The 14,154-nt window shown below is 52.7% G+C and carries 12 protein-coding genes and 1 pseudogene; 4 read left to right on the plus strand and 9 right to left on the minus strand.

Annotated features, from left to right (window positions below; genetic code table 11):
• Positions 1-70: 70 nt before the first annotated feature.
• Positions 71-814 (plus strand): amidophosphoribosyltransferase, encoded by a 744-nt coding sequence (locus tag BB497_11820; protein ID AVI63334.1) that lies wholly within the window; start codon positions 71-73, stop codon positions 812-814.
• Between the two features lie 32 nt (positions 815-846).
• Positions 847-1,821, plus strand: a complete 975-nt coding sequence (locus BB497_11825) for a stress response serine/threonine protein kinase YihE (protein AVI63335.1) — start codon at positions 847-849, stop codon at positions 1,819-1,821.
• Between the two features lie 40 nt (positions 1,822-1,861).
• Here BB497_11825 and BB497_11830 read toward each other — a convergent pair whose 3' ends face one another.
• Positions 1,862-2,449 carry a hypothetical protein gene (locus BB497_11830; GenBank protein AVI63336.1) on the minus strand — a complete coding sequence of 196 codons (588 nt, stop codon included), beginning with the start codon at positions 2,447-2,449 and terminating at the stop codon, positions 1,862-1,864.
• 340 nt (positions 2,450-2,789) lie between these two features.
• Between BB497_11830 and BB497_11835 the strand changes: the two genes are divergently transcribed.
• Entirely contained in the window at positions 2,790-3,341 is a 552-nt protein-coding gene (locus tag BB497_11835; GenBank protein ID AVI63337.1) for a GTP cyclohydrolase I FolE, read from the plus strand.
• A 154-nt stretch (positions 3,342-3,495) separates the two neighbouring features.
• On the plus strand, positions 3,496-4,953 hold the full coding sequence (gabD, locus tag BB497_11840) for a succinate-semialdehyde dehydrogenase (NADP(+)) (GenBank protein AVI63338.1): 1,458 nt from the start codon (positions 3,496-3,498) through the stop codon (positions 4,951-4,953).
• A gap of 92 nt (positions 4,954-5,045) precedes the next feature.
• Here gabD and BB497_11845 read toward each other — a convergent pair whose 3' ends face one another.
• From BB497_11845 to BB497_11880, 8 genes and pseudogenes are all read right to left on the minus strand, one after another.
• Complete coding sequence (locus tag BB497_11845) at positions 5,046-6,644, minus strand: bifunctional phosphoribosylaminoimidazolecarboxamide formyltransferase/IMP cyclohydrolase (protein ID AVI63339.1); 1,599 nt, start codon at positions 6,642-6,644, stop codon at positions 5,046-5,048.
• A gap of 50 nt (positions 6,645-6,694) precedes the next feature.
• Entirely contained in the window at positions 6,695-7,018 is a 324-nt protein-coding gene (locus BB497_11850; protein ID AVI63340.1) for a Fis family transcriptional regulator, read from the minus strand.
• Between the two features lie 152 nt (positions 7,019-7,170).
• Positions 7,171-8,055, minus strand: a pseudogene (locus tag BB497_11855) (tRNA dihydrouridine synthase DusB).
• A 98-nt stretch (positions 8,056-8,153) separates the two neighbouring features.
• Positions 8,154-9,065, minus strand: coding sequence for a ribosomal protein L11 methyltransferase (locus BB497_11860; GenBank protein AVI63341.1), 912 nt, complete (start codon positions 9,063-9,065; stop codon positions 8,154-8,156).
• A gap of 141 nt (positions 9,066-9,206) precedes the next feature.
• Positions 9,207-10,547, minus strand: coding sequence for an acetyl-CoA carboxylase biotin carboxylase subunit (locus BB497_11865; GenBank protein ID AVI63342.1), 1,341 nt, complete (start codon positions 10,545-10,547; stop codon positions 9,207-9,209).
• A 30-nt stretch (positions 10,548-10,577) separates the two neighbouring features.
• A complete protein-coding gene (locus BB497_11870) occupies positions 10,578-11,039 on the minus strand; it encodes an acetyl-CoA carboxylase, biotin carboxyl carrier protein (GenBank protein AVI64348.1) in 462 nt (153 codons plus the stop codon).
• Positions 11,040-11,354: 315 nt separating this feature from the next.
• Positions 11,355-13,208: a thiol:disulfide interchange protein gene (locus tag BB497_11875; GenBank protein ID AVI63343.1), complete on the minus strand. Its 1,854-nt coding sequence runs from the start codon at positions 13,206-13,208 to the stop codon at positions 11,355-11,357.
• A 199-nt stretch (positions 13,209-13,407) separates the two neighbouring features.
• The gene (locus BB497_11880) at positions 13,408-13,938 is read right to left on the minus strand and encodes an inorganic pyrophosphatase (GenBank protein AVI63344.1); all 531 of its coding nucleotides are present in this window, start codon (positions 13,936-13,938) and stop codon (positions 13,408-13,410) included.
• Between the last annotated feature and the right edge of the window lie 216 nt (positions 13,939-14,154).

A 14,154-nucleotide genomic window follows, 5' to 3' on the forward strand; every position in this document is an offset into this window, starting at 1 on the left:
TATTAACAGCTTCTTTGTTAATGTCAACACTTTGAGTATTGTGGTCTCTCACTAGTGACGTGGGTGGGGTATGCATCTGATGCGATGGCTACATAACAAGCTTAATAGGAGAGCGGTCAAATCAAGCCAATGGCTTCGCGTTGGGCTGCCAGGCTATTGTGCTTTTTGCCTAGCTCCTGGAGCTGCCGGCAGAGGTTGGTGCTGGGAGTGCTTTAACGACCTCCCGTGGAACAGTGCTGGGTGTCTGCAATGTAAAGAACCACTGAGCAGCACACCGTTACACAAGCTCCAGGCCGTATGCGGTCACTGTTTAACGAATCCGCCTGCTTTTAGGGCCACAACAGCCGAGTTGCTATATCAGGGGCCTGTCATAGAGTTGCTCCACGATTTTAAATTTAATGCCTCTCCCCGTGCAGGAAATCTACTAGTGGAGCTGATGCTAGCTAACACGCCAACTTCGTTAGGTAGTGTACTGCTGCCAGTGCCGATGTTTCCTGCTCGTGCTCGAGAGCGGGGTTTCAACCAAGCGCATTGGCTAGCCAGCCAACTGGGGCGTCGGTTGGCGCTGCCCGTTGCTAGCGCCTCAAGTATTAAACATTTGCCTTCACAGCGCTCATTAAATCGCCGCCAGCGAATGGCAAATATGGTGGGTGCCTTTAGCGTCGCAACATCACTCCCATCTCATGTGACGATTATTGATGATGTGATAACAACGGGGGCCACTGGGCACGCGTTGGCGATTGCTGCGCTGAAGGCTGGTGCTGAGCGAGTAGATATATGGAGCGCTGCCCGTACGCCATTGGATAAGAGTTGATAGAATGAGGCTTTCTTTCCAAGGAGCGGTCTATGTCGCATACATTTAACGCACTATCGCCAGACCTCGTGATGTCAGCCGCCGAGTCCATAGGAGTTTGGCCTGCTGGCGAGCCGTTTGCGCTTAATAGCTACGAAAATCGTGTGTTAATGTTTCGCGATGATGAGGGTGGTCGCTGGATAGTTAAGTTCTATCGTCCTGGTCGTTGGAGTAACGAAGCGATTCAAGAAGAGCACGATTTCTTGCAGGAGCTATATCAGGCTAATGTGCCAGTTGTTGCTCCATGGAGAGACAGCCAAGGCCGCTCACTGCATGAGTTTCAAGAGTTTCGGTTTGCCTTGTTCCCTCAATGCGCAGGTCAAGCGCCTGAATTAGATAATCCTTCGCATCTTTTTGCTTTGGGTGAAGCGCTTGGCAGCCTTCATAAAGTGGCGAGTAAAAAAGCGTTTCAATACCGTCGTGAGTTGCATTTTGAGCGCGATATTGTTGAAGCGGAAGCGCACGTATTAGCAAGCGAGTGGCTTAATAAACACCAGCGGCGTGCCTACCAGCAGGTAATCCAAAAAATTCTTCGTCAGCTAGGTGGAGGGACTGTTGAGGCCGCGCCGATGATACGCACTCATGGCGATTGTCATTTAGGGAATGTGCTGGGTAGGGACGGGGTGTTTACGCTAGTTGATCTTGACGACTGCATTATGGCGCCGGCTATCCAAGATATTTGGATGTTGTTACCGGTGAGTGACCCCAATAGCTGGCGCGCGCAATTAAGCGAACTTGTTGAGGGTTACGAAGAGACGCTGCCGTTTCCGCATAAACAAATGTCGCTGATTGAACCGTTAAGAGCTTATCGTTTGATTCGCCATACTGCATGGTTGGTCTCCCGCTGGGACGACCCTGCATTTCCCCGCGCATTTCCCTGGTTGGCAGAAAGCGGTTATTGGGATCAACACATTCGACAGCTTGAACAGCAGTGTTTGCAGCTAGAGAAGCCTATTTGGCTGGCCTAGGCACGTCATTTATAGGTGCGCTAGGTCAGCAGCTGTTAGGTTATTCTGCCGCTGTTGAATTGGCGTTGCTGCCTTCGCTGGGAGCTGGGCGGTCAGCAGGTATAGGGTTGGCGACGCCTTCGCCATTAGCCTGTCGGCGAGCAGCGTTAATCTCTGCTGATGGATTGTCTTGCGCAGAAATGCTGACGCTTTCATCAAGCGTTAAAATGAATGCATCACCTGGGTTAAGGGTGCACGCTGTGTCGTCGCACGCTAGCCCGTACTGGCCGTCTTCCGAGTAGGCGCTGGCTTTGAAGGTGCCTGAGTAAATAGCGCTTTCGGCATCATCGGTTTCAATACAGGTAGCATCTTGGGTAGTAATCCGGATGCGGTTACCGCTTAACTGTGCATTCGCTACCAGAATGCAGTACTCGGGTAGCTCATGAGTGGCGCTATTTACAGGCGCGGGGTGCAACAAAATATCTGCTTTACGAGCTTGGTCTTCGCTCAGGCGGAGGTTTTCAATGACTTCAACACCAATACTAGCGCCACTAGGCAGAGTCAGAGAGGCATCAGCTGCTTGAAGAGGCGCAGCTAATGCTGAACCAATTAGGGTAGTTAACCAAAAAGACGTTGATTTAAATGACATGTAGAGTGCTCTCAGATTTGACGCTGCGGTTAAAGCAAAAATAGTGATTAATCATAGCACAGCTCAAATAGACACGAACGGGGGAGCGCGGCACTCTGCCACAGTGGTGCTAGGTACGTTAAAATAAGCCAAGACGCGGCTTTTAGTTGTACAAAGGTTATTTTAAGGTATATTTTTGTATATGAGTGGCGTGAAAACGTATTACGCGGCTTGTAAGTATTTGTTTAAAAATATTTGTTTACGAGCATTAGGTTGCAACTAATAGTTTGTGCGCATCATGACTCACAAGCGCGACAACAGCGCTTAAAAGAGAGTACGCACAGTTTGTATGAGGCTTAACATGACTGACGACATCGCCCAAAACTACCGCCAGATTATTACTGCTATAGGAGAGAATCCAGAGCGTGAAGGGCTACGTGATACGCCCAAGCGGGCGGCAAAAGCCATGCAGTTTTTAACAGCAGGGTACCGGCAGTCGCTCGAAGAAATAGTGAATGGCGCAGTGTTTGAATCTCAGACCGATGAAATGGTACTGGTGAAAGATATCGAACTCTACTCGATGTGTGAGCATCACCTGCTGCCATTTATTGGTAAATGTCATATCGCTTACTTACCCAACGGCAAAGTGCTTGGGCTTTCTAAATTTGCTCGGATTGTTGATATGTTTGCAAGGCGTATGCAAATTCAGGAAAACCTTACCCGTGAAATTGCAGAAACCGTGCAGCAAGTTACTCATGCCAGAGGGGTTGCCGTGGTCATTGAGGCGCGCCACTTATGCATGATGATGCGAGGCGTTGAGAAGCAAAATTCAAGCATGACATCGTCGGTAATGCTGGGCGGCTTTCGTGCTAATCAGGCTACCCGCCAAGAGTTTTTAACGCTGATTAGTTGAGTGGGCTGTTATGCAGTGCTCACCCCAGGCTTCTGTGCCTTTTTTTGGAGCTAGCGTCTGCGTTGTTGCCAAACACTTGGTCAAATGTGCTTTTTCGTCTTAGCATGAAGGGGTTTATGAGCCTGCGAGGCCATCATTTGGTCAGGAGTCTGTCATGGAAGCGCTGAAAGAGACACAGCTGTATTGCCCTTTTGCCTATATCGACGGCAGCTGGGTGGCCGCAGACAGCGGTGAGCAGATCAACGTTATTAATCCGGCAACCGGCGAACCGGTTGGCGATATCCCGCGATTAGGCAAAGCTGAAACAGAACGCGCCATTGATGCGGCGGACACCGCATTGCCCGCCTGGCGAGCATTAACCGCTCAGGAGCGTGCTGACCTATTACTCAAGTGGCATGATTTAATGCTTGAGCACCAGCATGATTTGGCACTGCTAATGACCTATGAGCAGGGCAAACCTGTAAAAGAATCAGAAGGCGAGATTGCATACGCCGCGAGTTTTTTGCGCTGGTTTGCCGAAGAAGCGAGGCGTGTTTATGGTGAAACCATCCCTGCAGCTAAGGCTAATCAGCGGATCGTGGTCACCAAGCAGCCGGTAGGCGTAGTGGGTGCTATTACACCGTGGAACTTCCCGGCGGCGATGATAACGCGTAAGGCTGGAGCTGCTCTGGCCGCAGGTTGTACTATCGTGGTCAAGCCTGCCAGCCAAACACCATTTTCGGCTACCGCGCTGGCGCTGCTTGCTGAGCGAGCAGGTATACCACGTGGTGTTTTCAACGTTGTGCCGGGTAATGCGTCTGAAATAGCCAAAGCACTGACGCAGTCGCCTAAAGTGCGCAAAATTACCTTTACGGGTTCCACTGAGGTCGGGCGTAAGCTGATGGCTCAGGCAGCTGAGCATGTTCAAAAAATATCGCTAGAGCTGGGCGGTAACGCACCGTTTATTGTTTTTGAAGATGCTGATCTTGATGCTGCGGTTGAAGGTGCAATGTCGGCTAAGTTTCGCAACGCCGGCCAAACCTGTGTGTGTACGAACCGTTTTCTAGTTCAGTCCAGCGTGATTAACGCTTTCTGCGAAAAGCTTGCGGTGGCGATGAACAGTGAGCTTCGAGTAGGGGATGGCACTAAATCCGGTGTTAATATCGGTCCGTTGATTGACGAAAATGCGGTAAAAAAAGTCAGTGAACACGTACAGGATGCGGTTGATAAGGGCGCAGAGCTGTTGCTGGGCGGTCATCCACACCCGTTAGGTGGCAACTTTTTCACCCCCACACTGATAAGCTTTGCGACCGATACAATGAAAGTGGCTCATGAAGAAACCTTCGGTCCGCTAGCAGCCGTGTTTCCGTTTGATGACGAAGAGACCGCCATCGAAATGGCTAACGACACTGAGTATGGCTTAGCGTCCTACTTTTATTCGCGCGACCTAGCGCGGGTATGGCGCGTTGCTGAGGCGCTTGAGTATGGCATGGTGGGTATTAACACTGGGCTTATTTCCAATGCAGCAGCGCCGTTTGGTGGGGTAAAAGCCTCTGGCCTTGGCCGCGAAGGCGGGCACCAGGGCTTAGAAGAGTATTTGGAAACTAAATACCTCTGTATTGATCTAGGCTAACTGCTCTCGTCAGGTCATTTTAAGATGAAAATAAAAAACCCCCATTGGCGCCGTGCCAACGGGGGTTTTCGTTTTACAAGAAAGGATGGTACTTAGTGGCGGAAGTGGCGCATACCGGTAAATACCATCGCAATGCCCGCTTCGTTAGCGGCATCAATCACTTCCTGGTCACGCATTGAGCCACCGGGCTGAATAACGGCGGTAATGCCTGCTTCAGCGGCGGCGTCGATACCGTCGCGGAAGGGAAAGAATGCGTCAGAAGCCATGACTGAGCCAGGAACCGAGAGCCCTTCATCGGCTGCTTTAATACCGGCAATTTTAGCTGAGTAAACCCGGCTCATTTGGCCAGCGCCAACGCCAACAGTTTGTCCAGCTTTTGCATACACAATGGCGTTGGATTTAACGAATTTAGCCACTCGCCAAGCAAACGCTAGGTCACGTAGCTCCTGTTCAGAGGGCGCACGTTCGCTGACGACGGTTAACTCTTCACGGGTCACCATGCCCTGATCGCGTTCCTGCACCAGCAGGCCGCCATTAACGCGTTTAAAATCAAATGCCGGCTGCTGTTCACCGGGCCAGTGAGCGCTAACATCCAAAAGGCGCACATTCTGTTTTTCCGCCACAATGGCAGCTGCCTCATTGCTAACGCCGGGTGCAATAATCACTTCTACAAACTGACGGTCGATAATGGCTCGTGCGGTCGCAGCGTCTAGCGCCACATTGAAGGCGATGATGCCGCCAAACGCGCTGGTGGGGTCGGTAGCAAACGCCTTGTCGTAGGCTTCCAAGGTGCTTGCACCAATGGCTACGCCACAGGGGTTGGCATGTTTGACGATAACGCAGGCCGTTTCATCAAACGCTTTTACGCACTCAAAGGCGGCATCGGTATCAGCCACATTATTAAAAGAGAGCGGCTTGCCTTGCAGTGTTTTTGCAGTGGCAACGCTTGGTTCGCTTGCGGTCGGGTCAACGTAAAATGCCGCTTGCTGGTGGGGGTTTTCCCCGTAGCGCATATCCTGCTTTTTATGTAACTGCAGATTGAAAGTGCGAGCGAAGGAAGCGTCTTCGCTGCGTACTTTGCGGCCTAGATAGTCGGCGATGGCACCGTCATAACCTGCCGTATGTTCAAACGCCTTAACGGCAAGATCAAAGCGGGTTTCAGCGCTTACCTGGCCATTGTGGTGAGAAAGTTCACCTAGAACGCGTGCATAGTCATCCGCGTTCACCACAATCGTCGTGAAGGCATGGTTTTTTGCGCAGGCGCGCACCATTGTGGGTCCGCCAATATCGATGTTTTCGATAGCGTCTTCTAACGTGCAGTCAGGGTTGGCTACGGTGGCGGCAAAGGGGTATAGGTTAACCACGACCATATCGATTGGCGTAATATCGTTCTCTGCCATCACAGCGTCGTCTTGGCCGCGGCGAGCAAGAATGCCGCCGTGAATTTTGGGGTGTAGCGTCTTAACCCGGCCATCCATAATTTCGGGAAAGCCGGTGTGCTCAGACACTTCTTTTACCGGGATACTGTTTTCTTGCAGCAGGCGAAACGTGCCACCCGTAGAAAGTAGCTCTACACCGTTTTGGCTCAAGCCACGGGCAAATTCAACAATGCCGGTTTTGTCAGATACGCTTAGGAGTGCGCGGCGAACGGGAGTTACATTGTTACCAGCTTTAAGAGTGCTATCAGCCATGAGAGTGCTCGTGTGCAGGGTCGAAAGTTAAAAACTAATAACGCCCCGTATTAGGGGGCGTCACCTTCAATGAGTCCGTACTGTTTCAGCTTCTTGCGCAGCGTGCCGCGATTTAAGCCCAGTACATCGGCAGCGCGGGTCTGGTTGCCATCGGTATGTTCCATAACACAGGCAAGAAGTGGCGCCTCTACTTCGGCCATCACCATGGCATACAGGTCAGTTGCCTGACTGCCATCGAGATGCTCGAAGTAACGACGCATAGCGGTTTCAACCGCCTCTCTTAGCGGTTGAGGCGGCGTTGTGGTAGCAGGGTCCGCCAGCGTGCCGGAGAGCTGTGGAGAAAATTCGCTGGAAAGCAGGTCGCGTTCGGTCATGCAGCATGGCTTCCTTTGGCTAGCAGACGCTCTGCAGCGTCATGCGTCATGGCATTGTTAATCCACTCAAACTGCGAATCAGGCGAGCTAAGCGCATTAAATTGTTGTTTTAGCATGCGGCGTTGATGGTCAGAAAAGCGCTGATCATCATTGACGTACCAGCCAACATGCTTACGTGCGATGCGAACACCCATGGTCTCGCCGTAAAATGTGTGCAGGGCGCCCACGTGTTCGGCAAGCACTTGGCAGCGCTCGGTCAAGCTAGGGGAGGCGAGCCGCTCGCCGTGGGTCAAATAGTGATTAATTTCTTGAAATATCCACGGATTGCCCTGGGCGCCGCGACCTATCATGACCGCATCGGCTCCGGTATAGCAGAGCACGTCATGGGCTTTTTCTGGGCTGGTAATGTCGCCATTGGCGAATACGGGTATAGAAAGGCGCGACTTAATGTCCGCTATCGTGTCGTACTCTGCCCAACCAGTATAGCGCTGCTCCCGGTGGCGTCCATGTACCGCTAACGCTTGAATGCCTGCTGACTCTGCCAGTTGAGCGATGCGCAGGCCATTATTTGATTCAGCGCACCAGCCCGTGCGGATTTTAAGCGTCACTGGAATATCTACTGCAGCGACTACCGCTTCTAGTATCTCTGCCACCAGCGCTTCATCTCGCATCAGGGCAGAACCCGCTGCTTTGTTGCAGACCTTTTTTGCTGGGCAGCCCATGTTGATATCAATCACCTGCGCGCCTAGTTCAGCGTTGAGTCGCGCCGCATGGGCAAGCATGTCAGCATCGCCGCCGGCAATCTGCACCACACGCGGGGCTGGTTCGCCCTGGTGATCCATACGCAGCTGAGACTTACGGGTATGCCACAGCGATGGGTCGGCGGTGACCATCTCGCCCACTACCCAACCAGCACCAAGCCGCCGGCAAAGCTGTCGAAAGGGACGGTCGGTAACGCCTGCCATGGGCGCCAGTATTACCTGATTAGGCATCTGGTAAGGCCCAATCTTCGGGGGGTGAGTCGTCAGTAGAGTCATAGTGCTGCGTTGTGGGCCTGCATGAAATCGACGGGTAGGCGTTTCAAGGGGGCGTATGATACGCCTACTCGGCGATGGGGTGAAGGCCGAAAGCGCGATTAAGCCGGTCGCATCCCAGATAAGCGTACCCAGCCTTCACGAATAATCGGCTCTTCCATGATGAGTCCTTGAGCTTGGTAGGCTTCTAGCACGTCGTTGGCTTGGTTAGCTAAAATGCCGGATAGGGCAAGATGCCCGCCTGGGGCAACGTGGCCAGCAATCATTGGAGATAGCTCAACTAGAGGGCCTGCCAGTATGTTAGCAGTAACAACGGGATAGGGGCCGTCCGTTAACTGTTCGGGGTAGTAAAGCGCTAGTTGCTGATCATTGATGTGGTTGCGTTCGGCATTATCCCGGCTCGCTTGAAGTGCCTGGGGGTCGATGTCAGTGGCATCGGCATGGACGGCGCCTAATTTTAGCGCTGCAATCGCAAGTATTCCTGAGCCGCAGCCCACATCCAGTACCCTTTTATCGTGTAGCTGTCCGGCAACGGCTAGGCTGTCCAGCCATTCCAGGCAGAGTGCTGTGGTGGGGTGAGTGCCGGTGCCGAAGGCGAGTCCGGGATCTAGAATCAGGTTGACGGCGTCGGCTTCTGGCGGCTCATGCCAGCTAGGGACAATCCAGAGTCGCTCACCCATTTTCAATGGAGTGAAGTCATCCATCCACTCTCTTTCCCAGTCCCGGTCAGCAAGCAGCTCATATTCGATCATGGGGCAGGGGTCGCTGGGCAATTGCTCTGCCCATGCTGCCTCAATTCGCCCTAACATTTCGTGAATGCCTTCTAGATCGTCGTATAGGCCGGTTAATATTGTGTCCTGCCACAGCGGTGTTGTGCCTCTTTCAGGCTCGAAAACAGGGTTGTCATGGGCATCTTGTAGGCCGATGGCGGTGGCGCCTTCTGCTAGCAGTAGCTCTTCGAGCAGGTCCGCTTGCTCGGGGGCGACGTGAGCTTTGAGTTGAAGCCAGGGCATGGGGATCTCCGCTGCATGGAATAGCAATTCGTTGAGAAATGTTAGAACGTTATAAACAGCAACGGGGTGGCTTTAGCCACCCCGCTTAGCAGTACGTACCTAGTGCTACCGGCCTAGATGTTGCCAGTGTCTTGGGTTGTGTTAGCTGCTGAGCTTCTTCTCAAGGTAGTGGATGTTGACACCGCCTTGGCGGAAGTAGCTGTCACGGACGAGGTCTTTCTGCAGGTCGATGTTGGTTTTAATACCTTCGACCAATAGTTCGTCGAGTGCATTACGCATCCGCGTTAAGGCGATTTCGCGATCTTCTCCCCATGTGATCAGCTTGCCGATCAGTGAATCATAGTGAGGAGGTACGGTGTAGCCGGTGTAGATGTGCGAGTCCATTCGAACGCCAAGACCGCCGGGAGAGTGATACAGCGTTACTTTACCCGGTGAAGGCATAAAGGTGCGCGAGTCTTCAGCATTAATCCGACACTCAAAGGAGTGACCGGAAAGCTTCACATCTTCCTGGCGGATTGAAAGTGGCAAGCCAGAAGCAATACGCAGCTGCTCTTTGACGATATCCACGCCGGTCACCATCTCGGTCACCGGGTGCTCTACCTGAACGCGAGTGTTCATCTCAATGAAGAAATACTCGCCACCTTCGTATAAGAATTCAAAGGTGCCTGCGCCGCGGTAATTAATCTTGATACACGCTTGGCGGCACGCTTCAAGCACCTGGGCGCGGGCTTCAGGATCAAGTCCGGGCGCTGGGGCTTCTTCCAATACTTTTTGGTGACGACGCTGTAGCGAGCAGTCGCGGTCATAAAGATGAATCGCGTTACCCTGGCCATCAGCAAGCACTTGAACTTCAACATGGCGCGGCTTTTCAAGGAATTTTTCCATGTAGACCGTGCCGTCGCCAAAGGCGGCGTGTGCTTCTGTGCGGGTTACCGTAATGGCTGATAGCAAATGGCCTTCGGTATGCACTACGCGCATGCCGCGACCGCCGCCACCCGAAGCTGCTTTGATGATTACCGGATAGCCAATTCTACGTGCCGTGGCTAAATTGGTGGCGTCATCGTCGCCTAGGGGACCGTCTGAGCCGGGCACTGTGGGAACGCCGGCTTCTTTCATCGACTGAATAGCGCTAACTTTGTCACCCATGAGGCGGATCGTTTCAGCGCGCGGGCCAATAAAGGTAAAGCCAGAGCGTTCTACCTGTTCAGCAAAGTTGGCATTTTCCGAGAGAAAGCCATAGCCCGGGTGAATGGCGGTTGAATCGGTGACTTCTGCAGCGCTAATCAACGCCGGAATATTCAAATAAGATTGCGCTGAGGGAGCGGGGCCAATACACACTGCTTCATCAGCAAGCCGGACGTGCATTAATTCACGGTCAGCTTTTGAGTGTACCGCAACGGTTTTGATCCCTAGCTCTTTACAAGCCCGAAGAATACGTAGGGCAATCTCGCCGCGGTTCGCGATAAGTACCTTGTCCAGCATGGGAGAATCCACCCGTGTTGATATGAAAGATTAAGCGATGACGATCATAGGTTGATCGAATTCCACCGGTTCGCCGTCTTCCACAAGGATGGCCTCAATCACACCATCGCGGTCAGCTTCGATTTGGTTCATCATTTTCATCGCTTCAATGATACATACCGTATCACCTTGCTTCACAGTGTCGCCTACTTCTACAAAGGCTTTTGCACCCGGGGCCGGGCTACGGTAGAAGGTGCCCACCATGGGTGAATGAACAGCTTCACCGCGATAGCTGGATTCCTGGGGCTCAGCCGCTACTGGCGCAGCGCTGGCGGTGGGTGCCTGTTGGTAGGGGGATTGCTGGGCGTATTGGGGCATTGGCTGGGGCTGCCAAGTTGCCCCGTTCGGGTGGCGGCTGATGCGAACGGACTCTTCGCCTTCCTGAATTTCAATCTCGCTGATGTTGGACTCTTCGAGTAACTCAATCAATTTCTTAACTTTACGAATATCCATATAGTAGCCCCAATCGGTGTTAAAGGTTTCTACAGGATAGGCAAGCAAAAAGAGTTGCCCATACCGTGGCGCCTGAGAGAGCGCAGTAAACCAGAATTAAAAATGAAGAGAACGCTGCACGATGGTGAACGTTACCCGTTGCTCAGCCGTAAAAGATGCGTTTTTTAGCTAATATGGGTGCGGAGTTTGCCGAAAAAGTGCGAGCATGTCCAGTGGTGGTCTAGATATGCTCGTTCTTAGGAAATTAAACAACTGTTTGACGACAATCGCGACACAACGGCATAAAAGGGGCGGTTAAAGGGCTAGTTTTCGTACTCACCCCTGCTGCCAACGCTTAAACGACTCTAGGTGTTGTGCAAGTTGTTCAGCATTGACTTCACCTTGAATGCGCGCATCGCGAATTTCCTCTCCTTCAGCAAAAAATAGCAAGCTAGGTGGGCCAAAAAGGTTGAAGCTGTTAAGCAACTCTCGGCTTTGAGCATCCGTGTTGGTCACATCGACCGCTACAAGTTGAAAATCGTTCAATGCGGCGCTTACGTCTGGGTGGGGGTAAACCTCGCGCTCCATCAGTTTGCAGGATATACACCAGTCTGCAGTGAAGTGGACAAAGGCCGGGCGCTGGTTACGCTCTGCTTGGGCAACGGCCATCTCTAGGTCGCTCAGGGAGTCGACTGTTTGAAATGAGTGTGCCTGAGACGTGGCCTCAGATTGTCCGCCTGAAACCGTCAGTGGGCGAAGCGGGTTGCTGCCACCTTGGGCCGCGCCAAACACCAGCGCAACGCCCCAAGCAAGCAGCATAAGGCCTAAGGTTTGGCGTGCCCGAGACCAGCCAAGGGGTTGGTTAATGTTGAGTGCGCCCAGCGCTAGTGCGCTGCCAATGGCCAGCCCTGCCCAGAGTAGCAGTGCAACAGAGGGTGCCACTAACCGCTCAATCATCCAGATAGCGACACCCAGCATCAGCAGCCCAAAGGCGATTTTTACGCCGTTCATCCAGGCGCCGGTGCGGGGCAGCAAGGTGGTGCCAAAGGTGCCTACCAGCAGGAGAGGAACCCCCATGCCCATGCCAAGCGCAAATAAAACGGCGCCCCCCATCAGCGCATCGCCGGTAGTAGAAATAAACACCAGTGCGCCCGCTAAAGGTGCGGTTACACAGGGAGAAACCACCAGCACCGATAGTGCACCTGCCAACGCTAATCCCGCAGGCCCACTCTGTTGTGCGCGGGCTTGCCAAGCATCTACCCGGCTGGCTAAGCGGGGGGAAACGCGTAAATTAAAGGCACCAAACATAGCCAGTGCAAATAGCGTAAACAGCAGTGCGAACGTGATCAGTACGGGCGCGGACTGCAAGTGGGCTTGAAGATTAAGCCCCGCGCCGAATAACCCCATCAAGATGCCTACCACGGCATAGGTAGACGCCATGCCCAGTACATAGCTGGCGGACAGGGCGAAGGCACGGGGTTTAGTGGGATTTTGGCCCACCACAATGGATGACAAAATAGGGATCATTGGCAGGACGCAGGGAGTAAAGGTAAGCCCAATGCCGGCGAGGAAAAAGAGGCCAAGCGCAAGTGGTAGGCTAGCCTCGCTAATCAGAGCGCTAAAACGACTGTCCTGACTCTGTGGAGCACTGAAGCTGGTGTTGTCGTTAGCAGTGCGCTGCTCCCCGGAGGGGGTTGTTTGTGACGTGGGGTCTGTCTCCCAGTCAGCAAACCTAGGAGGTGGCGACGTTTCGTTCGCTCCAAGGGTTATGCGTTCAGGCGGGTAGCATAGGCCTGCGTCTGCACAGCCTTGAAAGGTAAGCTCAATATCAATGGGGCCGCTATAGGGCGCTGAAAACGGAGCCTCAAATACCAAGTTGTCGCGAAAGATATACACGTCACCCATGAACTCATCATTGGTAAAGGTGCCGTCGGGTATTAGGGGCTCTTCTAAGTCAACGCTACTATTTAGGCTGGTAACTGCCAGTTGGTGGCGATAGAGGTAGTACTCATCAGCAATATCTACGCCAATAAAAAGCGACTCACCGTCATGCCAGGCAGTGGGTTGAAATGCCTCTAAGACAGGTAAAAAGTCACTCTGGTTGCTGGAAGAGGAAAACCACTGCGCCTGAGCCAGCACAGGGAGCCAGCAGAGCAAAAAAAACAGGCTAAAACGTTTGATGGGTAACACGATATATCCTTGCGCAGTCTTTACGGGGTATCTGAGACGCAGCATATCGCACCTCTCAGCGCCAGCGTAGCCGCTGCGGTGTCGTGACGCGGTACTTCACACTGAGTTAATCCACGAATGCATTGTTTTAAATACAAAAAAGACCTAAACGCAAAAAGGCTGCCCCGAGGGCAGCCTTTTTGCGTAACTAACCCAACCGTTAGGCTTTGTGGTAGGCCGCTGCGGCTTTTTCAATCGCTTTGCGTGCAGCCTCAACGCCTTCCCAAGACTCAACTTTAACCCACTTGCCTTTTTCGAGGTCTTTGTAGTTCTCGAAGAAGTGTGCAATCTGCTGGCGCAGCAGCTCAGGAAGGTCTGTGACCTCTTGAACGTCATCGTACAGCGTGCTGAGTTTCGGGTGCGGTACACAGACGAGCTTGGCGTCTTCACCCGCTTCATCGGTCATGTTCAAGATGCCGATGGGGCGCGCACGAATAATGCTGCCAGGCGCAACTGGGTGAGGAGTGACGACCAGTGCATCCAGCGCGTCGCCATCGTCAGCCAAGGTGTGGGGAATAAAGCCGTAGTTGGCCGGGTAGAACATAGGGGTGGCCATGAAACGGTCAACGAGAAGGGCGCCCATGTCTTTATCAATTTCATATTTAATCGGCGCATGGTTGGCAGGAATTTCAATTGCCACGTAAATGTCGTTGGGCAGATCTTTTCCGGCGGGGATATTATCGAAGTTCATCGTTGGTTCCTTGGCTTATGTAGAGCAGTGACTAAGCAGTAAGTGCGTTGGTGCATTGCATTAATTGCGAAGAATTATACGAAGATGACTGCTGGATTACCAATGCGACATAGGTGTGTGCAATCGACTAATTTTATAAGCACCCTAAATGTGCCTGTTTTTATAGGGATAGCGACGTTTGGTGGGCATCGTTTCACGCCGCCAGCGTGTATCATA

Origin of the sequence: Halomonas sp. GFAJ-1 (genome assembly GCA_002966495.1) — a bacterium.
Taxonomy (GTDB): domain Bacteria; phylum Pseudomonadota; class Gammaproteobacteria; order Pseudomonadales; family Halomonadaceae; genus Vreelandella.

Bases quoted from the DNA above. Each gene is read 5' to 3' on its own strand.
- BB497_11850 (AVI63340.1), bottom strand. From the start codon at position 7,018: ATGACCGAACGCGACCTGCTTTCCAGCGAATTTTCTCCACAGCTCTCC.
- BB497_11820 (AVI63334.1), top strand. From the start codon at position 71: ATGCATCTGATGCGATGGCTACATAACAAGCTTAATAGGAGAGCGGTC.
- BB497_11830 (AVI63336.1), bottom strand. From the start codon at position 2,449: ATGTCATTTAAATCAACGTCTTTTTGGTTAACTACCCTAATTGGTTCA.
- BB497_11825 (AVI63335.1), top strand. From the start codon at position 847: ATGTCGCATACATTTAACGCACTATCGCCAGACCTCGTGATGTCAGCC.
- gabD (AVI63338.1), top strand. From the start codon at position 3,496: ATGGAAGCGCTGAAAGAGACACAGCTGTATTGCCCTTTTGCCTATATC.
- BB497_11865 (AVI63342.1), bottom strand. From the start codon at position 10,547: ATGCTGGACAAGGTACTTATCGCGAACCGCGGCGAGATTGCCCTACGT.
- BB497_11845 (AVI63339.1), bottom strand. From the start codon at position 6,644: ATGGCTGATAGCACTCTTAAAGCTGGTAACAATGTAACTCCCGTTCGC.
- BB497_11835 (AVI63337.1), top strand. From the start codon at position 2,790: ATGACTGACGACATCGCCCAAAACTACCGCCAGATTATTACTGCTATA.
- BB497_11880 (AVI63344.1), bottom strand. From the start codon at position 13,938: ATGAACTTCGATAATATCCCCGCCGGAAAAGATCTGCCCAACGACATT.
- BB497_11860 (AVI63341.1), bottom strand. From the start codon at position 9,065: ATGCCCTGGCTTCAACTCAAAGCTCACGTCGCCCCCGAGCAAGCGGAC.
- BB497_11870 (AVI64348.1), bottom strand. From the start codon at position 11,039: ATGGATATTCGTAAAGTTAAGAAATTGATTGAGTTACTCGAAGAGTCC.